This window comes from Clostridium sp. 'White wine YQ' (assembly GCF_028728205.1).
In the GTDB taxonomy this organism is placed as follows: domain Bacteria; phylum Bacillota; class Clostridia; order Clostridiales; family Clostridiaceae; genus Clostridium_T.
Window position 1 is genome coordinate 1 of record NZ_JAQYUU010000013.1, and the last position, 20396, is coordinate 20396.

Consider the following 20396-nt stretch of genomic DNA (forward strand, 5'->3'; position numbering starts at 1 on the left):
TAATCTTTATGAGTTTGAATTTTTAGAAATGAAGTCCATATAGAAAATACCAAAATTTAGTGTTATTATTATAGTTAATTAATCTATTTCTAAGAAGGTGAAGAAAATGAATGCAGAAATTATATCAGTAGGAACAGAACTATTGCTCGGAGATATAGTCAATACTAACGCTCAGTATTTATCAAGAGAATTAGCTAATCTAGGAATTAATGTATATAGACAGACTGTTGTTGGAGATAATGAGGAAAGAATATTAGAAAGCTTTGAGAGAGCTTTTGAAAATAGTGATATTATAGTCACAACTGGTGGGCTTGGACCCACTCCAGATGATTTAACAAAGGAAGTTGCAGCAAAATATTTTAAGCAAGAACTAGTACTTCATGAAGAATCTTATAAAAAGTTAGAAAGTTATTTTAAAAATAATGGTAGAGGGGTTACCGAAAGCAATAAAAAGCAGGCATATTTCCCAAAGGAAGCTATTATTCTAAAAAATAACCATGGAACTGCTCCAGGAGCAATATTAGAAGGCGAGAAAGGTAAGAAAATAATTATTTTACCAGGACCGCCTAAGGAAATGAAGCCTATGTTTGATGAACAGGTTATTCCATATTTAAAAAAGTTTACTGACAATGTGTTAGTCTCAAAAACACTAAGATTATTTGGAATAGGCGAAAGTCATATGGCAGAAGAAATAAAAGAGATTATAGATGCTCAAACCAATCCAACCATTGCACCATATGCAAAAGATGTGGATGTAACATTAAGAATTACAGCTAAAGGAAAAAATGAAGAAGATGCAAGGAAGCTTATAATCCCAATGGAGAAGAAGGTTAGAGATAAGCTTGGAGAATTTATTTATGGTGAAGGGGAGACCACATTAGAAGAAGTAGTTGCGAAGATGCTAGTGGATAAGAAGATAACTATTTCTACAGCAGAAAGCTGCACTGGTGGAATGATAGCTTCAAAGTTAATAAATTATGGAGGAATAAGTGAATGTTTTCTCGAAGGTGCAGTAACTTATTCAAATGAAGCAAAAGCAAATAGATTAGGTGTTAAGAAAGAAACCTTAGAAAGATATGGTGCAGTTAGTGAAGAGACAGCAAAAGAAATGGCTGAAGGGGTAGCAAAGACTTCTGGAACGGATATAGGTGTTTCAACTACTGGAATTGCAGGACCTACAGGCGGAACTAAGGAGAAACCAGTGGGACTTGTTTATGTAGGTATAAGCTATAAGGGAAAAACAATAGCAAAAAGATTTGAGTTTCAAGGAGATAGAAATAAGGTTAGGATAAGAACTACAATGAATGCATTAAATATAATTAGAAAAACTATAAGTGAAGAATAAAGAACAGATACATTGTCTATGATTAAAATAACATACCCTCTAGAATGCAGTAGCAAGATCTAGAGGGCAGTTAATTGTTATATTTAAATGGGGGAGAGGCTAAATTGTATAAAGCAATTTTGCTTCAATAATAGTGTAGACATATTTATAAATTTTTATACAGTATAATATTTAGAGATAAGAAAAATATTTTAATAATAGATTGGTAATCTTTTTGAAATGACATGTAGAAAGTAGGAATTTTATGAAAAAAGTTTTTAGAGCAAATTTATATTTTTTAATCATATTAGTTCTTAGTGTTTTTGGACCAGAAGTTATAAATCCATTTTTAGTATCAATAGGACTTAGGGATGTTAGGGTCGTATTAGAGGCAAATCATATTTTATTATTTTTAGTACCTGCAATAATATATATATTTGTAACTAAATCATCTTTTAAGAAGACGTTTAGGCTTAATCCACTAAGTTTAAAGAATGTTTTGTTAATAATTGGTTTAGGTTTTGCTATTCAACCTGTTATGATGCTTTTTTCTCTCATAACAAGTTTCTTTTTTAGTAATGATATTTCAAATTTTATAAACTCTATAAGTGATACTCCGTATCCAGTAATGTTACTACTAATAGCAGTAACACCAGCTATAACAGAAGAGGTTACATTAAGAGGAGTAGTGCTATCAGGTTATAATTTTAAAAATAAATGGATAGCAGCTATTGCTACTGGAATATTATTTGGGATTTTTCATTTAAATGCACAGCAATTTCTTTATGCAGCCGTACTTGGAATGGTATTAGCATATTTAGTTAGAGTAACTAATAGCATATTTGCCTCTTCGTTATTACATTTTATGATTAATGGAATACAAGTTTCTCTGCAAAAGATACTTGCGCCATTTGTGAAGAATAACTCAACTCCAGACATTGCCTCCCTAGGAATGGATGCCAAAATCGGTGCGCTTATATCTTATGGAGCATTAGCTATATTGTTTGGTGCACTTTCAATAATTATAATTAGAAAGATTGAGAAGAATTGCAAGAGTAAAGGGATTTACGATTGTTATGAAAGTCTTTCTATGGAAACAGAGATGGCTTTAAGGACTGAGCTTATTAAAGAGAGAGTAATAAATCTTCCGATGATTGGAATAATAGTATTTTATTTATTTGCAATGATAGTAATAATAAAATAAAGTCAATATAATATTATTTAGCTCATCTATGGGGCGGTTTATGATTAACACAATCTACGCAAATAAAAATTTAGTAGGTGAGTATACTACTGTATTAAATGGTTTTATACAATCAATAGAGATAATTGGTGCTTTAATATTTTCTATAGGATTAATAAATATGTTTATAGAGAAAAAGTATAAATAGAATATATATTTCATAACTTTAATATGATACAAAATAAAGTCCAGCAAATTTGCTGGACTTTTTAACTTAACATACTATGTTACCAATATTATTTTTCAAAAGTTACTCTTTATAATTTAAAATATCTTTTTGATTTATTTTAAATACATATTAGCTAACTTAGTAAATGCATCCAAAGATTTTTCAATTTTATCATAGGAAATACAATAAGAAAGTCTAAAGTATCCTGGACAGCCAAAGGAAGAACCAGGTACTATAAGCAAATTGAATTTTTTAGCTTCATCTGCAAATTTAACATCATCTTCAATTAAAGCTTTAGGGAATAAATAGAACGCTCCTTGAGGCTTTATACATTCAAAACCTATTTTAACAAGATGATTGTATAATAAATCTCTATTTTTCTTATATAAGTTTACATCTACCTCTGAATCTAGTGCTTTAGCAACAACTCTTTGGAAAAGAGAAGGAGCATTTACAAACCCAAGTATTCTGTTAGCAACATTTAGAGCTGCCATAAAATCAGAGAAATCATCCATATCACTATTTGCTACTATATATCCTATTCTCTCTCCAGGAAGGGATAGGGACTTACTATAAGAATAGCCTATAAGACAATTCTTATAATAATTTAGAATACATGGTACATTTACTCCATCATATACAATTTCTCTATAAGGTTCATCTGAAATCAAGTAAATGCTTGTATTAAATTCCTGCTGTTTCTTTTCTAGAAGAGCAGAAAGTCTTTTTATTAAGTCTTCAGAATAAACAACTCCAGTTGGATTATTTGGAGTATTAATTATAATAGCTTTTGTTTTTGAAGTTATTTTCATTTCTAACTCAGCCAAATTAGGCTCAAAGGTAGTTAAGTCAGCTGAGACAACTACCAAATTTCCTTGAAAATTTTCTACATAGTTATTATATTCCCCAAAGTATGGCGCAAAGACTATAACTTCATCGCAAGGATTTAATAATGTTTTAAAAATGATATTAAGTCCGCCTGCTGCCCCACAAGTCATTACTATATTATCATGAGATAAATTTAATGAGTGCTTTTTATTAAGAAAGCTTGCAATAGCTTCTCTAACATCTTCATAACCAGAATTGTTCATATAGCCGTGAACATAGTTTGGTGACTCATCATTTAATATTTCTATTATGGAATTTTTAATATTTTCAGGAGGTTCAAGGTTTGGATTTCCTAAGCTGAAATCAAAAACATTATCTTCTCCATAGATTGCAGATAGTCTTTTTCCTTCTTCAAACATAGCACGTATTAAAGAGCTAGTTGAAACAAGTTCCTGCATTTTATCTGAAATCATACTACATGCCCCCATTCATTTACTAAGTAATACTAATTATTTTATCACACTTTAGTAAAGAATTAAATTTTCCTTAAGCTATCTCCAACATAGATTTAAGGAAAACCATTCACAATTTCCACAAATATCATTAATTACTTCTGTTGGAATAGAATCTTCAAATTTTTTCTTAATATCAATATAATTATATGTTTTATCTGGAGTTAATGAGAAATGTTTAATTACTTTTACATCCATAATAGAAACTTTATCAGCACTAGTGCAGATATTGGATGAATTCAAGTTAGGGCATTTTAAGCAAATATTATCATTTTCAAGGGTAAGTGTGAAATTTTGCTCAGTATTATTTAGCTTAAAAAGTATTTCATGCATATTCTTAGTAAAATCAGAACTATAGCCTTTACCTACAAACCATCTTAGGCATAATAAATGATGTGGCCTAAGATATAGCATTGGAACTAGTTCCTATGTTAAGTCTTCTTTTTATATTTAAGCCTAATAGTATAGTAATAAATACAACAATTATATCTTTAACGATAAAAGGATAAAGTCCAGCAGCTAATGCAGCAGTAACAGATAAATGAGCTACTAGTGATAATTGTAGAACTCCAACTAAATAATCAAAAGCAAGAGCTATATAAGTTAATATGAAGATTAAAATTGTATTAGTGCTTGAAGCTACATTAGAAATTATTAAAGGCATTATAAGAAATCCAAGAAGGTATCCACCAGTAGGCCCTACGATAATATTAAAGCCACCATGAAAGCTTGCAAAAACAGGTAATCCTATTGCTCCTAATAAAAGAAAAACTAAAACAGACAAAAATGATTGCTTAGGTTTAAAAATAATTGAAATTAATATAACTGCGGGTACTTGTAGGGTTAATGGAACAGCTGAAAATGGCAGCGGAATAGAAAATTGAGAAAGAACAGCTAAAATTGCAGCCCCCATACCTATAAATGTTATATCTCTAATTGATAAAGTGTTTTTCATGTTAATCTCCTTTTTAAAAAAGTATATGGTAAATATATACCATAGTATAATAAGATAAAATATAATTGTCAACTTGAAATTTGAAACTTGGTTTACAATTAAAATAAAAAAGTGCGCCATCAATAAGTTGATAGCACACATTTTACTAAATTATTTTTTTAAGGTAGAGGTCCATTGATTGTCAGTTGCAGATTTTTGCTTTTTCTCACCGTTGCAAGTACAGCTGTTTTGAGTAGGATCTCCAGCTGGAGAAGCCCACTGATTATCTGTAGCTGATTTTTCTTTATTATTCATCTTCAAAACCTCCCTTCTTTATAGAGCCATAAAAATATAATTAAATATTTTAAAACTCTACGATTATATTTTTAACTAATTAAGTTTTTAAATTCTATAAAAAGAATTGAAGTGTTGGATAAAATTATAAGAATAAATACTCTTGTAATAAGTCGTACCATCTATTAAAATTATCCTAGCGAAGTATTACTAAGGAGAGAAGAAAATGAGTGTTTTAACAGTTAAAGATATGAGCCATGGATTTGGTGATAGAGCTATATTTGAAGATGTTTCTTTTAGATTATTAAAAGGAGAACACGTAGGTTTAATTGGAGCTAATGGAGAAGGAAAATCTACATTTATGAATATAGTTACCAATAAACTTATGCCAGATGAAGGTAAAGTAATTTGGTCAAATAATGTTAGAGTTGGATACATGGACCAGCATGCAGTATTAGAAAAAGGAATATCCATAAGAGATGCACTTAGAGATGCATTTAAATATTTATTTGACTTAGAAGAAGAAATGAATTCTCTTTATGGAAAAATGGGAGAAGTTGAACCAGAAGAACTAGAAAAGATGCTTGAAAGAACTGCAACTATTCAAGATTTATTAGATCACAATGGATTTTATGTAATAGATGCGAAGGTGGAAGAAGTTGCTAAAGGTCTTGGACTTTTAGATTTAGGACTAGATAGAGATGTAGATGACTTATCAGGTGGACAAAGAACAAAGATTTTACTTGGAAAGCTATTATTACAAAATTCAGAAATACTACTTTTAGACGAGCCTACTAACTACTTAGATGAAGAACATATAGAGTGGCTTAAGAGATATTTAAATAATTATGAAAATGCTTTTATACTAATATCCCATGATATTCCATTTTTAAATTCAGTAGTTAACCTAATTTATCATGTAGAAGAAAGAAAGTTAACAAGATATGTAGGAGACTATGATGAGTTTAGAAGATTATATGATGAAAGTAAGAAGAGATTAGAAGCAGCATATGAAAAGCAACAAAAAGAAATAGCTAGACTAGAAGACTTCGTTGCAAGAAATAAAGCAAATGTTGCTACTGCAAATATGGCTAAATCAAGACAAAAGAAACTTGATAAGATGGAAGTTATAGAGCTTTCAAAAGAAAAACCAAAGCCAGAGTTTAACTTCAAAGCAGCTAGAGCTTCAGGAAAAGCAATATTTGAAACTAGAGATTTAGTAATAGGATATGATTCACCATTAACTAAACCATTAAATCTTTATATGGAAAGAGGACAAAAGATTGCTTTAGTTGGAGCAAATGGATTAGGTAAATCTACACTTCTAAAGAGCCTACTTGGTAAAGTTAAGCCTTTAAGTGGAGAAGTAGAACTTGGAGATTATCAATATATAGGTTATTTTGAACAAGAAGATAGATCAGGAAACACTAATACTTGTATAGAAGAAGTATGGCAAGAGTTCCCAAGCAAGACTCAATATGAAATTAGAGCAGCCTTAGCTAAATGTGGATTAACAACAAAACAGTTAGAATCAAAAATCATGGTTTTATCTGGAGGAGAAGCTGCAAAAGTAAGACTATGTAAGATTCTAAATACTGAAACAAATATATTAATCCTAGACGAGCCTACAAACCATTTGGATGTAGAAGCTAAAGAAGAATTAAAAAGAGCCTTAAAAGAATATAAGGGTTCAATATTACTAGTATCCCATGAACCAGAATTCTATAGAGATGTGGTAACAGAAATATGGAATTGTGAGGATTGGACAACTAAAATATGCGGTCCCACAAAATAAGAGTACTAAATATTATGGAAAGAGAAGCTGAAAATTAGCTTCTCTTTTTATATGTAAGTTTATGGTATAATTTAGCTAATGGGTATGGGAGGGATATAATGAGACTAAACAATATATATAATTTTAAAAATCCAATTAAGCATTTTGTTAATATTGATACAGTTATGTTTCCTGAAGACATTTCTAGTTTTAATAAAATTGAAATTGATAGGACCTATCCTATTAATTTTAGAATAAGGAAAAAGGATGATAAATATAGAGTATTGAAGCTACCTAATATATTAAATTTTCGAAGGGCTTATGAAGAGTTTAAGAACCTGGATAACTTTGAATTTATCCAAGGTATGGATGAGGGATTTAAAAGATTGTCAGCCAACACTGACACAGGAGATTTTGTTGAAGGTGAATATGAGAGGCAGCTAGAAGAGGATTTTGAGAGATTATCAGTATATGATAATATGATAAAAATAGATATTAAGGAGTTTTACGGTAGGATATACACTCATTATTTAGGATTGGGAAGAGAAAAAGAAAATTTTCTGACCAATATGAATCTTGGAGCAACAAATGGTCTAATAATGGGTAATTATATATCCTTATATTTTGCTGAATTATATCTAACAAAGATAAGCGATGATTTAAAAAGAGAATTATCAAGTTCAATAGGTAGTGAATGTGATTTCTCATACTTTTCAGATGATTTCTATTTTTTCTGTAATAGAAAATATAATAAAAAAATAATTAATATTTTTGATAAAGTCTTAGAAAGATATCAGCTTGAGAGAAATGATTCTAAGGAAGAGATATGGACATATGAAACATTCAATAATTATAATATGGTAGCACGTTATTGGAAAAAGGTTATAGCTCATTCTAATACAAGGTTTAAGAAGTATACTGATGATACTAATAGAGAAATTAAAAGAAATAATAAATTATATTTTATTAATCAGTTGGTTTATAGAATGTCAAAATTACAAGATGATAAGTTAAAAAAGGTATTTATAAATAATTTCTTTAAAACTAGGTTTTTTAGAGATTTAGAGTCTGATAAATATCAAATTAAGAATTATGACTATCATCAATTATGCTTCTTATTTAAAACATCACCAGAATGTTTATTGTATTGTATAGATAAGTTTTTACAGTTACAGGGATTTGATAAAAATAAAATCAGAAAATTTTTTATAGTAAGATATAAAGAATCACTAAAGGAGCCTTTTAATGATGAACAACTATATTATTATTATGCTATAAAGAAACTTGGATTTAATGAAGTTTTGAGAGAGACTACTGATTTAGTTATTAATTCTGAGAACCAAATATTAATCTCATATTACTTGAAAGAAAGATTATTTAGTAATGAAAAAGTTGAATTTTTGAGCCAAAAAAGCGATGAAAAATACTGGTTCCAAAATTATCATTTAATTCTATATACAGATAATCTAAAAGGAGATCTGGACAATAGTATAAAAACATATTTAATACCATCAATACTTGAAGAAGTAACTAGGCCAGAAAAAAAGGAATCGAAAATGAAAAGATATTTTAATTTTTATAAAGAAAATCTAAGTAGTGATATAGAATTGATTAGAAGTATTGGTGAAGTGAATGAAGCTATTAAATATTATCTAGATTTAAAGATAGAAGAAAGCGAAGCTAATTTTGAAAGTATTCAAGAAATTTAAAGTTATTGATAACTTATATAAAAGAATAATGAAAACTATCATACGATTTGGTGAGTTATATCGAACACTTATATGACTATTTAGCAATTTTAATTACTAAAATAGTATTTATATGTAGTGAAGCAAAAATAGAATTGATAGATGAAATATTTCCTTCTTTAAAGGATAACTATGATGCTTTTGAAAGTATACTCCAAAATAAAAAAGTGGTTGTAAACGAATTTCAGTTAGACGATGGAATAACTAATTATCTGTAACTTGCTAATATGTACTCTTTGTTGCAAAACTAAGATATGTATTTTCACAAAAGGTAAGCAGATAATACAAAACAGAGAATTGCTAGTAATAGTAACCTTTTAAATATATGGTATATAGATATTGGCAATCATAAAAGGGGGAGGGTGAACTATGAAGGTTAAAGATTTAAGTAACGATGAGTTAAGAGAAATAATTGAAGAGTATTACGAAAACAATATTACAGTTAAAGCGTTATTGGAAAAGCATGGAGTGGTGTATACTTCTAATTTTATACAGAGTGTCACGTTATACACTGATGAAGAGTGTGAATTATGTGGTAGTAAAATAAAATATAAATTAGAAAGTAGGACGTATTGTGATTCAGTAAATAATTTAAAAAGAATCTGTTCCTCCTGCGGACATGATGGAACTAAGAATTGTCATTGCAAGGCATGTATAGAGTATAGAAGAGTTGAGATGGAAAAAAAACAAGAAGAAAAGCGAAAAATAGTAAGAGAATTATTTACTACAAAACCAGTTACTCTAGATGAGGTAAGTATTAAAGAATTAATCTTTATTGGATTACTAAAGGATAGAGGAATAGGATATAACATTGGAGTATTAGCAGAAAAAGACTATTTTAAAAATACTCATTCATATATAGAAGATAGTATGGAATTTCTTAAGGCAATGCTGGAAAATGGGACGATTAAAGTTAATGTTGATGAAAGTGATTTAAATTATTTTATATTAGAAGAGGATAAATCTATTAGTTATTATCCTTACTCATTATCATATTCTTTAAATTTAAACAGTGATATTAGGAATATTGATGTGAAAAAAGAATTGATTAAAAGATTTCAGTATGAAGATATAGAAGCATGTTGGTTAGAAATTTGTATAGATGAATGCATGAAGTATTTAGACATAAGGACTGTTGCTATGAATCTAGGCGTAATAGATAATGTTATAAAAAAGGATATTTATAGTTTTTTAGAAGATATTCTTATGGAATATTCTCTTGGAATAGTTATTAATATTATTTATAAATCAGTAAATTATGCTTCGAACTTTAAAGTAGAATATGATGTTGAAATTGAGAAAGTACATAAGGCTATTTATACGAATATGAAAAATAATATTTTAAGACAATATTCAAAGATACCTTTTGACAGACCTTATGAATTAGTCCAAACTTCTTTAAGTCAGTATATCTGTGACAATATTTTTGAGAGAGATAGTGATGAAATATTTAAATTAGGGTTTTCAATAAATGAATTGTATTGCATTGATGAGAAACGACAACAAGAGAAGGAAACTGATCCTGTTAAGGAAGGATTAGAAACATACAATAAACTTGTATTGCAAATAAAAGAGCTTGTAGCCAACAATGTACCAAAAGATTTTATAATTGACTATTTAAAAATTACTGAAGAAATATACAATAGTGCAGTTAATAAGAGCAATGATAATTACTAATGTGAGATTATGTTACTTGTGTGAGTTGGACAACTAAAATATGCGGTCTCACAAAATAAGATTACTAAGAATTAAGATAGCTCAAGCCTTTAATTTACAAGGGCTTGAGCTTTCCCTATACAACTAATAATAGAACAAAATATAAATGAAAAGAGTAAAAGATACTTTAAAGAAGCTAAGTTGAAAAATATACTAAACAATATTTTAAATTCTAGTAGGTCTTAAAGTAGCATGCTTCAAAATTAGATTTTAAAAGTCTTCTTTTGCTACTAAAAATAAATATAAGATAAGCACCTACTAATGAGGTGCCTAAATGTACGATATACAAACCTATATCTTAGATTTTTCATTTTCTATTTTTTGTTGAAATGATTCCATTAGCTGGCCAATATCATAACCATCTATTTCTGCGACTACTAGAAAGAGTCCAGCTAGAACCTTTGAAACATATATAATGTTGCATTTTCCTAGTGTACTACGACGGGGAGGGTAATACTTGTTTACGTTAAAATAATCAGAAAATGCTTCTATTTTGAGATTTATTTGCTTGCGAATGCTTTCATTCATTTCAAGATTACAATTTTCTAAATATTTACGGCAGAGTTCTAGTAGAATTTCTTTCTTTTGGTAATTAGATGTATCATATTCATTTTTAAATACCATACAATCTATTCCGAAATCTATCATTTTTTCAGATGTAGTAAACATTTTGTTTTTTTCAATGTTTTTCAAAGATGATAAGTAATTTGCAAGTACTAAACGAATTAAATAAGGCGCTGTTACTCGTTCTAATCCAAAGAATTCTTTTATTTCTTCAGAAATGGCATTATACTTATTTTTTTCAACTCTAATTTGCATAAAATCAGGTTGCTTGAGTTCATCTACATCTTCATCTATTTTAAATTTTGATATTGTTCTCCAATCAATATTGTGATCGATAGCTTTTTCTATTGCCCAATTGACTATTTCATTTCTATTAGCAATTTCATGATATTGTTGTATTTCCATAAATAATGCGCTTATTTGTTTATTAGGTCTAATAGATAATAAAGTTTTATCCATAATATCTTCCCTTTCCTTAAGCATTTATAAAAATAGTGTATAGATAGGTGCAAATACAAATATAGATTTATATACTTAACTATACTTAACTATACTTGTCTATACATACGATATCATATACTTTATAAAAAAACAATAATTGTTATTAATGAAATTATAATAATAAAGTAAAGTAGCTAGAATAACTTAGACATGAAAGGAGTTAGAATTTGGAATTAAAAACCTTGAAACTCCATGAAGCAACTGCATTTTTTAAACCATTATTAATACAACTTCCGTCTGAGTATATAATTTTATCAATTAAGCTGTTTTCGGAATATTTTATGCGTTGTGAGAGATTGAAAAATGTAATTCATAGCTTAAGGCAAGTCTTTATAAGATGCCCCTTCATTTCTTAGTTTAATTAATTTTTAAATTATGAATTATATAAATAACCATAAAAGTTTAAAAGGGAGTCGCGAAACACGACACCCTTTTGAATAAAAATATTGTGTGTGATTAAGTAAAAACTATGATAAGTTAATTATTAATCAATTCATCCATTTTTGTACTAAAGTCAGCATAATTAAGATCAGTGATGATAGCAGGTATAACTTCAATATCTAAGATTTTAGCAGCGAAATATCGTTGAATTCCCATTACTAAAGCATATTTGTTATCAGATATTTTTCTAACTGCTATAGGGTTTTCTATTTTTTCTTGTTTACTATATTCTTTCAATTTTCCATTAAAGTTAAGTTTATGGCAGTTTAAGTGTATTTCTTCCTCTAGCATAATGTCTTTTGTAGGTATATTAACAATAGAATCAGTTACTTTACCAATCCATGAAATGATGTTAGTTTTCTTTTCTTTTTTTTTGCTATGTTTCTTTTTTGCTTTACGCCAAGGTAGATCAGATAAATCCAATTCTAATTCAGGAATTTCAATCATTTCAGATAAATTGATTAAATCTTTTATGTTTGTAAATGGGTTTGGAGAGACCTTATAAAATTGTCTGAATTTTAATGAGGCTATAGGCAACATGTTATTAGCTACTCTATCTGCAAGTCTATGTGTTTTATCTTCTTTTGTTGTCACTTTTGTAGCAGATATATTATCAATACCAAAATGTTTAATAAGGAGCGTGAGGCTATACCATAGTAGAGCATCTTTTCTTAATGGTTTTGTACTTGTTCCTTTTCTCCAGGATATTTTGTCCCATTCAATGTGTAATTTATTATTTATAAATGTTACAATAAATAATTCATCAGTTCTTACTTCTATAAATAATTCCTCATCTTCAATTTGAATAAATTCTTTAACATATTCTAATCCATATAGAACGCTATATAGTTCTGCTTCTTGAGAGTTATTTCCACCACCAGTTCTATATATTAGAGTTTTTTCATTTTCATTAGATTTATCAAAGATTATAGTAGCATTTGCTTGTTTTTTTATTTTAATAGATGCATCTGAGTATATGACTATTTTTTTCATTTTCATAACCTCATGTCATACCTAATAGTATGGTCTTTCCTTTGTAGCAAAATTATTATTTGTATTTTGATAGATAATCGTAAACTATAGCATCAATTATACGGGATCTACTGTTTAGATTCTTCTTTTTTTTATATTCATTTAAGAGCTTAAGTGTCTTACTACTCAAATAAACAGAGATGTTTTTCCCAGCTTCTTCTATATATGAAGATAACAAATCATCGATAGATGAGTCATCGTTTTCGATTAGATTACTTTTGGTAAAATCATTGGCGTCGAGTTCTACACTAGTTGATAGTTTCCTAAAATTTTTATCTTTTGGTTTGGTGCTAATATCTGCTACTAATTCTGGATAAGTTTTTATCCAGTTATTAAGAGTCGCTGTATGCACTCCTATTTCTTTTGCTATTTTGTTCAAAGGTTCATTAGTTTCCATAAATCTTTGTACTGCATCAATTTTAAATCCAATGCTATAATTATTTTTCATAATAGTTTAATCCTTTCTTGATATATTAAATTATATGTTTAATAACAATTTTCATTTTTTTATATTAGAGTAAAAAACATAATTTTTGATAGGAAGCAATAAGCGTATAAAGTATAATTCTACAAAAATATAAAAAACCCTCCCTACTTTTCTGTTAAAATACAAAAAATACTATTTTTTTAACTTTGCGTGAAATAAAATTAAATTAAATTAAAAAAATGCTCAAAATCGTTTAATAGAGCCAATTTCACAAAAAAACTTTGCGTGAAATAGGGTTTTATATAATGAAGAGTACGCGCAAGAATTATGTACATAGAAAATTTAATTAATAAAATTTCAAAATAAAAAAGCCGTCGAGAAAGTTGACAGCTTTTTATTGGATATATTGTTGATTAAATATTAAGTTAAATTAACCTTTAAAGTCTTCGTTAGCGATAAATTCGAGAAACTTTTTAGCTAGAGTATCAACTACGCCGTTGATAAAATTGGAAAAACTATCTCGTGTTTTATGAGCTTTGACTTTTTCAACTGTAATCCTATCACCACACATATTCATTAAATAATTTATTTGGCGATACAAGTCAAGATTTGATTTAGGTCTAGCCTTACCATTGCAGTATAGGTAAAGAGCCTCATAATCAACATGAATAGTAAATGATTCATTACGTTCATTACGAACATATTGAAGTGCATTTATAAAAGCTGTTAACTCTGCTCTATTATTATTTTGGGCTCCCTCAACTTTACCAACACTTGTTCTAATTATTTCACGATTTTCATCAACTGCCACATAACTCCATGAAGCAACTGCGTTTTCTAAACCATTATTAATACAACATCCATCTGAGTATATATTTATATTCAATTCAAAAACCTCCTACGTAATAACACTACCAATCAAGCAAGTTAAATAGATTAACGTTTTTGTAGTGATCATTTTTTTTATGTTCTATAATTGTTTTAAGTACTATTAAATAATCTGGACTAAGTTGAAAGTTAGGGATATAAGTTATTTTATAAATAGTAGCAGCAATAATAAAGTAAAGTACAGATAAGAAGCATTTTAACAGAAAAAGCACTCATAATCTACTTTTATATATAGGGTTCAGATTAATTTCTATGTTTCATGGGTGTGCTAAGACGTTATTGTATAATTCAAGTTAGAATAATTTTCATAATAATATCAATACTTTCAGGGGCACATTGCTGTAAGTTTATAGTAACTGTATTATAAAAGGTAATTAAACCATATATTAAGAAAAAGAATTGGTTATATCAGAATATTATGGAAATAGAAGGATATAAAGTGTTTAAGTAGAATTCATATATTTGAGAGGATGTGGGTTTTATGGTCAAATATAATATATCGTTAGGAACTTTAGTAAAGGTAAAGCATATTAATTCAGAAGCTGACAAAAAGAATCATGGTGTAAGGCTCTATGTAGTGGCACATCATAAGGATGCAAATGATAAACCTATTTATTCCTTAGGATTGAAAGGTGAAACTAATGCATTGAAAATGTACAATGGATATTATGAAGAAGACTTAGAAATTATAGATAAAATATCTGTTGAACTTACGAAAGAAGAGGTAGACAATATAGTTCAATGGGGAAATATCTGTGAGGAAGAAGGCTGGCTTATAGAGAAGGATATAACTTTAAGAGATAGATTAAGCAAACTTATTAAATAACAAGTGTTGATGATATTAAAAGACGCTATATGTTTTCATTAGCGTCTTTTTGTTTGCTCATTTTTCATACTCATTTTCTAATATGGTTTTTCATTTTACAAAGTGGCATCTCGCCTTTCAATTAACTTAAATCAATAAAAACATAACTAAATTCAATAAAAATTTATTGATAAACGATAAATATAATGCTATCATATATACAAAGATTAATACTCTTTGCATACATTATAAGGAATACAGGAGGTTTTCTCATGAAACGATATTCAACAATTTTCTTAAAGATAGCAGTTATCCTTATTGGGATTCCAGTTCTTGCACTTTGTATATTTTGGGTGCCTGGATTTGTAAATTATATCAACTTAGCAATTATAATGGGAGTGTATGTAACAGCAATAACTTATTTCATCGCACTATATCAAGCTTTAAAACTTTTAAGTTATATTGATAAGAACAAAGCCTTCTCGGAACTATCTGTAAATGCTTTAAAAAATATAAAATATTGTGCAGTTACTATAAGTCTTATATTTGCAGTAATAGTACCGTTCTTATATCCCGTAGCAGATGCAGATGATGCACCAGGACTTGTAGCCTTCCCACTAATCATTATTTTTGCTTCGGCAGTGATTGGGGTCTTTGCAGCTGTTCTTCAAAGACTTTTAAAAGAGGCAATAGACTTAAAAGAAGAAAATGATTTAACAGTGTAAGGAATACAGGAGGGAAATAACATGGCGATTATAGTTAATATTGACGTAATGCTGGCTAAAAGAAAAATGAGTGTAACTGAACTTTCAGAGAAAGTTGGAATAACCATGGCGAACCTCTCTATACTAAAGAATGGAAAGGCAAAAGCCATTAGATTTTCAACTTTAGAAGCTATATGCAAGGTTTTGGACTGCCAACCTGGTGATATTTTAGAATATAGAAGTGATACATAAACGAAGAGTGTTGAAAAATAGAGATATTTAATGATGGAAAAAGGGAGTGTTTAATTATATGTTAAGGCAAAAAAAGTTTGTGATTGCAGTCTGTGCAGCATTGTTAGTCACAGCAGGTATAACCGTTCAACCAGTTAAAGCAGCAATTTCAAGTACGCTGTCTATTTTCAGAGTTGAGAAAATGAAAGGAATAACTGTAACTCTTGAAGACATACAGCAGATACAGCAGAAGCTTTCAAGTGGCAAAGGTGAGATAAGCCTTGACAAAATAGGAAGTATAAAGATGCAGGGGGGCGATAATAGGTCAGCATCACAGGAGGATGTGAAGAACCTTCCTGATATTGACGTAGAGTTTCCATCCCATCTTGGCAGTGCAATACCAAGCATTAATATAGTTGAACCTAGATCCGTGGATTTTACACTTAATGCGAAGAATGTAAATCAGATAATGAAGTCTTATGGATCTACAAAGCTTCTTCCAGAAAATATAGACGGAAAAACCTTCAAGGTGAATTTTACTTCACAGGTAACCATGAACTACAGAATAAATGACAAGCTAATAAATATTACACAGACAAAGTCACCTGAGATAATAGTTCCTAAGGATGTTAATGTTGATGAGTTATATAATGCTATTATAGACATGCCTATAATTCCGCAGGATCTGCAGTCACAGTTAAAGTCTATAAAGGATTGGAAAAATGCACTTTACATTCCTGTAGTAGATTCAAAAATGACACAGGTTGATATAAACGGTGCAAAGGGATATATGACTAAGGATTATGGTAATTCAGAAGGTACTCATGAATCTGCAGTCATCTGGTATGATAAGGGTGTTATTTATGTTGTATCAGGAGAAATAGAAAATGGAGAAATTTTAAATATTGCAAGGTCTATGAGGTAAGGATAATCAATAGGAAAGCTAATTTAAACTTGCTTCTTCTTAGATGCTTCAACCCAAAATCTGTTAGTTTAGATTAATAGATTAAGTTAGCTATATAATACTGTGATGATGAGGTGTAATAATGGTAATAGAGACTGAAAATCTGACGAAGAATTATGGAGATAAAACTGGCTGCAAGGATATTACGGTATCTGTAGACCAAGGTGAGATTTTTGGATTCCTCGGCCCTAATGGGGCTGGTAAAAGCACATTTATAAAAATGCTAGTAGGGCTTTTGTTCCCTACCAGTGGAAAGGCATTCGTACTAGGAAAGCCTCTGGGAGATATAGATGTAAGAAAGAAAATAGGATACCTGCCAGAAAACTTCAAATACCAGGAGTGGATGACAGGAAAAGACCTACTATCCTTTCATGCTTCCTTGTATAAATTGGACAAAAAGAGCGCTAAATTAAAGATGGAAGAGGTACTAGACTTAGTCAAGCTCAAAGGACATGAGAAGTATCGCGTAGGCACATACAGTAAGGGCATGCAGCAGCGTATAGGTTTAGCCTGTGCCCTTTTACCAGACCCTGATCTTCTTTTTTTAGATGAACCCACTTCTGCTCTTGACCCTGTAGGCAGGAAAGAAGTAAGAGAAATAATGACTAGTCTAAAGGCAAGCGGTAAAACTGTTTTACTTAACAGCCATCTGCTCAGTGAGGTTGAGACGGTCTGTGATAGTGCAGCAATAATTAAAAAAGGATCTATAATTAAGTATGGAAAAATGAATGATATACTCCAAAGTAAGTTAATTCTTGAGATACATGCGGAAGACTTAAATAGAGAAGTCTTAAATATGCTTAGAGATATCGACAGCGGCCTTAACTATTCAAATAACAGGATACAAATGGAGATTGAGGACAAGGCAGCAATACACCATGTAGCATCAATAATTATTAACGGCGGAGGGAAATTATTTGAACTTTCGCCAAAGAAGGGCTCACTGGAAGATGTGTTTATAAGTTTAATAGAGGGCGGTGATAAGAAGTGATTTCAATCGCAGCAGCAACCTTCAAGGAAGCTTTAAGAAAAAAAATACTAATACTTGTAGCAGCCTTTACTTTTGTTTATCTTACTTTATTCGGGCTAATTACCCATTTTGCCGTAGAAGACCTTACCAGAACGGGGACATTAAACACAGTAAATGCTCTTGATGTAGCTTCAAATATAGTATCCTTTCTGGGTTTTTACTTTTCAAGCATGCTTGTAGCGTTTCTCACTATTATGGTTTCTGTAGGTTCAATCTCTTCTGAAGTTGAAAGCGGTGTGATACATTCCATAATAACCCGTCCAATTAAACGTTCTAGTTATGTACTTGGGAAATATATTGGGATGGGAATTCTGGCAGTATTATACGGGATTTTTCTCTTCGTAGCCATAATTTCAATCAGTACAATATTTAAGCTTCCCATAGTCAATACAATAGAACCTCTTAATATAATAAAGGGCCTTTTATTCTTTACGCTTGAACCCATAGCAATTCTATCCCTTTCTATTTTTGGAAGTGCTTCATTTAAAACATTAAGCAACGGAATATTTATTATTTCAATATATATTCTGGGTCTTATAGGTGGAGTAATGGAAGTAATCGGCTCAATGTTACAAAATCAAAGCCTTGTGAACTTAGGAATCATTTCAAGCTTAATTTCTCCTTTTGATATAATATACAGGCAAATGCTTTCAGCAATGTTCGAGGGCATTAGCATTAGGAATCCTTTTATGGCAGTAGGTGGAATGACAAGTACAACTCCAAGTATATGGATGATTATATATATACTTGCATATATTCCGGGATTAGTTCTTATGGCAATAAGAAAATTCAGCTTAAAAGATATTTCTTAACTTGAAGTGGACATGAATGTAGTGAATGACGAATTTTAGTTTGTTGCTATTGGTTAAGAATAAGCAGTATTTATTTTATGAGGTAAGTTATGAAGATTAAATTGATTCAACCAGCAATGTTACCAAGACCTATGGATACAAAATTAAAAACAAGAATGTCTCCTTCACTAGCTTTACTGACTATAGCAAATCTAACTCCTAAAGAGCATGAAGTTATTATTGAAAATGAAAATATTGAAAGAATAAACTTTGATGAGCCTGTAGATTTGGTATCAATAACTGTAACTGTTGATGTTATGAATAGAGCAGTGGAGATATCAAAGGAGTTTAGAAAACGTGGAGTAACTGTAATTGCAGGAGGTATACATATTACAGCAGATCCTGAGAGTGCTATTAATAGTTTTGATGCAATATCTGTAGGAATGGCGGAGAGCGTTTGGGAGAAAATCCTGGAGGATAAAGAAAATAATTCACTTAAGAAGATATATTACGACATGGAGAATATAACAGGAGCGGAAATAGTATCACCTAAATATGATATGATTGATGACAATAAATATTTATATACTAATATAATCAGCACAAGTAGAGGGTGCCCATTTCAATGCGATTTCTGCTATAATAGTTGCACAAATTCTCTTAAAACTTATATTAATAGACCGATAGACGATGTAATTAGAGATATTAATGCATTAAAAACAAGGCACATAATGTTTATTGATGATAATTTCATTGGAAATCCTAAATGGACAAAAGAATTATTAGAGAAAATAAAGCCTCTTAAACTAAAGTGGAATGCAGCGGTTACATCCAATATAGTGGACATGCCAGAATTGTTAGATGAAATGAAGGCTTCTGGTTGTCAAAGTTTGTTTATAGGATTTGAAAGTATAAATAGTAAGTCAATAGATAGTGTGCATAAGGTGCAAAATAGTGTGAAGAAATATGAGAAGCTTGTGGATGAAATTCATAAAAGAGGAATAATGATAAATGCAAGTTTCGTCTTTGGATTAGATGAAGATGATTCTTCTGTATTTAAGAATACATTAGAATGGATAGTTGAAAATAAGATCGAAACGGTAACCTCACATATTCTTACTCCATATCCAGGTACAAAGTTATACTCAACATTGTTAGAGCAAAATAGAATTGTAGACTTTAACTTATCCAGGTATAATACTGCACATGTGGTGTACAAACCTAAAAATATGACTGCAGAAGAATTGTATGAGGGCTATTTATGGATATATAAAGAGGTGTACACCTTTAAAAATATAATAAAAAGATTACCAAAATCTAAAAAGCAATGGATTCCTTTTCTAGCATTTAACTTATTTTATAGAAAGTTTGGAAAGCTTACAGAACTAATTTGTGATGTAGTTTCTTTTAGAAATATAGGAAGATTTTTTAGATGGTTATCTTATAGAATAAAGTAAGAAGAAAAACAGCAGTAAT

Annotated in this window: 21 protein-coding genes; 13 read left to right on the plus strand and 8 right to left on the minus strand. The window is 29.7% G+C overall.

What is annotated here, in order from left to right:
- Positions 1 to 106: 106 nt before the first annotated feature.
- From PTZ02_RS18840 to PTZ02_RS18850, 3 genes are all read left to right on the plus strand, one after another.
- Positions 107 to 1345: a competence/damage-inducible protein A gene (locus PTZ02_RS18840; protein WP_274229283.1), complete on the plus strand. Its 1239-nt coding sequence runs from the start codon at positions 107 to 109 to the stop codon at positions 1343 to 1345.
- 244 nt (positions 1346 to 1589) lie between these two features.
- Positions 1590 to 2528, plus strand: coding sequence for a CPBP family intramembrane glutamic endopeptidase (locus PTZ02_RS18845; protein ID WP_274229284.1), 939 nt, complete (start codon positions 1590 to 1592; stop codon positions 2526 to 2528).
- A 40-nt stretch (positions 2529 to 2568) separates the two neighbouring features.
- Complete coding sequence (locus tag PTZ02_RS18850) at positions 2569 to 2715, plus strand: hypothetical protein (protein WP_274229285.1); 147 nt, start codon at positions 2569 to 2571, stop codon at positions 2713 to 2715.
- A gap of 134 nt (positions 2716 to 2849) precedes the next feature.
- Here PTZ02_RS18850 and PTZ02_RS18855 read toward each other — a convergent pair whose 3' ends face one another.
- The 4 genes from PTZ02_RS18855 to PTZ02_RS18870 all read right to left on the minus strand — a co-directional run bounded on the left by PTZ02_RS18855 (position 2850) and on the right by PTZ02_RS18870 (position 5325).
- Positions 2850 to 4037 carry a pyridoxal phosphate-dependent aminotransferase gene (locus tag PTZ02_RS18855; protein WP_274229286.1) on the minus strand — a complete coding sequence of 396 codons (1188 nt, stop codon included), beginning with the start codon at positions 4035 to 4037 and terminating at the stop codon, positions 2850 to 2852.
- Positions 4038 to 4115: 78 nt separating this feature from the next.
- The gene (locus PTZ02_RS18860) at positions 4116 to 4490 is read right to left on the minus strand and encodes a DUF1284 domain-containing protein (protein ID WP_274229287.1); all 375 of its coding nucleotides are present in this window, start codon (positions 4488 to 4490) and stop codon (positions 4116 to 4118) included.
- Entirely contained in the window at positions 4477 to 5031 is a 555-nt protein-coding gene (locus PTZ02_RS18865) for a biotin transporter BioY (RefSeq protein ID WP_274229288.1), read from the minus strand. Before PTZ02_RS18865 ends, PTZ02_RS18860 begins: the two co-directional genes overlap by 14 nt.
- Before the next feature lie 150 nt (positions 5032 to 5181).
- A complete protein-coding gene (locus PTZ02_RS18870) occupies positions 5182 to 5325 on the minus strand; it encodes a hypothetical protein (protein ID WP_274229289.1) in 144 nt (47 codons plus the stop codon).
- 205 nt (positions 5326 to 5530) lie between these two features.
- Here PTZ02_RS18870 and PTZ02_RS18875 point away from each other — a divergent pair, with 205 nt between their 5' ends.
- The 3 genes from PTZ02_RS18875 (at position 5531) to PTZ02_RS18885 (ending at position 10503) form a co-directional block, all read left to right on the plus strand.
- Positions 5531 to 7099 (plus strand): ABC-F family ATP-binding cassette domain-containing protein, encoded by a 1569-nt coding sequence (locus PTZ02_RS18875; RefSeq protein ID WP_274229290.1) that lies wholly within the window; start codon positions 5531 to 5533, stop codon positions 7097 to 7099.
- Between the two features lie 98 nt (positions 7100 to 7197).
- Entirely contained in the window at positions 7198 to 8787 is a 1590-nt protein-coding gene (locus tag PTZ02_RS18880) for a hypothetical protein (protein WP_274229291.1), read from the plus strand.
- Between the two features lie 408 nt (positions 8788 to 9195).
- Positions 9196 to 10503: a hypothetical protein gene (locus tag PTZ02_RS18885; protein WP_274229292.1), complete on the plus strand. Its 1308-nt coding sequence runs from the start codon at positions 9196 to 9198 to the stop codon at positions 10501 to 10503.
- A 330-nt stretch (positions 10504 to 10833) separates the two neighbouring features.
- Here the strand turns inward: PTZ02_RS18885 and PTZ02_RS18890 are convergent, their stop codons facing one another.
- The 4 genes from PTZ02_RS18890 to PTZ02_RS18905 all read right to left on the minus strand — a co-directional run bounded on the left by PTZ02_RS18890 (position 10834) and on the right by PTZ02_RS18905 (position 14393).
- Positions 10834 to 11589: a hypothetical protein gene (locus PTZ02_RS18890; protein WP_274229293.1), complete on the minus strand. Its 756-nt coding sequence runs from the start codon at positions 11587 to 11589 to the stop codon at positions 10834 to 10836.
- A gap of 495 nt (positions 11590 to 12084) precedes the next feature.
- A complete protein-coding gene (locus tag PTZ02_RS18895; RefSeq protein ID WP_274229294.1) occupies positions 12085 to 13041 on the minus strand; it encodes a ParB N-terminal domain-containing protein in 957 nt (318 codons plus the stop codon).
- A gap of 55 nt (positions 13042 to 13096) precedes the next feature.
- On the minus strand, positions 13097 to 13528 hold the full coding sequence (locus tag PTZ02_RS18900; RefSeq protein WP_274229295.1) for a transposase: 432 nt from the start codon (positions 13526 to 13528) through the stop codon (positions 13097 to 13099).
- A gap of 409 nt (positions 13529 to 13937) precedes the next feature.
- Positions 13938 to 14393 (minus strand): RNase H family protein, encoded by a 456-nt coding sequence (locus PTZ02_RS18905; RefSeq protein WP_274229296.1) that lies wholly within the window; start codon positions 14391 to 14393, stop codon positions 13938 to 13940.
- Positions 14394 to 14876: 483 nt separating this feature from the next.
- Between PTZ02_RS18905 and PTZ02_RS18910 the strand changes: the two genes are divergently transcribed.
- The 7 genes from PTZ02_RS18910 to PTZ02_RS18940 all read left to right on the plus strand — a co-directional run bounded on the left by PTZ02_RS18910 (position 14877) and on the right by PTZ02_RS18940 (position 20377).
- Positions 14877 to 15221 carry a hypothetical protein gene (locus PTZ02_RS18910; protein ID WP_274229297.1) on the plus strand — a complete coding sequence of 115 codons (345 nt, stop codon included), beginning with the start codon at positions 14877 to 14879 and terminating at the stop codon, positions 15219 to 15221.
- 251 nt (positions 15222 to 15472) lie between these two features.
- Positions 15473 to 15925: a DUF2975 domain-containing protein gene (locus tag PTZ02_RS18915; RefSeq protein WP_274229298.1), complete on the plus strand. Its 453-nt coding sequence runs from the start codon at positions 15473 to 15475 to the stop codon at positions 15923 to 15925.
- A 21-nt stretch (positions 15926 to 15946) separates the two neighbouring features.
- On the plus strand, positions 15947 to 16156 hold the full coding sequence (locus PTZ02_RS18920) for a helix-turn-helix domain-containing protein (RefSeq protein ID WP_202765822.1): 210 nt from the start codon (positions 15947 to 15949) through the stop codon (positions 16154 to 16156).
- 58 nt (positions 16157 to 16214) lie between these two features.
- A complete protein-coding gene (locus PTZ02_RS18925; protein WP_274229299.1) occupies positions 16215 to 17060 on the plus strand; it encodes a DUF4367 domain-containing protein in 846 nt (281 codons plus the stop codon).
- Positions 17061 to 17181: 121 nt separating this feature from the next.
- Complete coding sequence (locus PTZ02_RS18930; protein ID WP_274229300.1) at positions 17182 to 18090, plus strand: ABC transporter ATP-binding protein; 909 nt, start codon at positions 17182 to 17184, stop codon at positions 18088 to 18090.
- Positions 18087 to 18941, plus strand: a complete 855-nt coding sequence (locus PTZ02_RS18935; RefSeq protein WP_274229301.1) for an ABC transporter permease — start codon at positions 18087 to 18089, stop codon at positions 18939 to 18941. Before PTZ02_RS18930 ends, PTZ02_RS18935 begins: the two co-directional genes overlap by 4 nt.
- A gap of 89 nt (positions 18942 to 19030) precedes the next feature.
- Positions 19031 to 20377, plus strand: a complete 1347-nt coding sequence (locus PTZ02_RS18940; RefSeq protein ID WP_274229302.1) for a B12-binding domain-containing radical SAM protein — start codon at positions 19031 to 19033, stop codon at positions 20375 to 20377.
- The last annotated feature ends 19 nt before the right edge of the window (positions 20378 to 20396 follow it).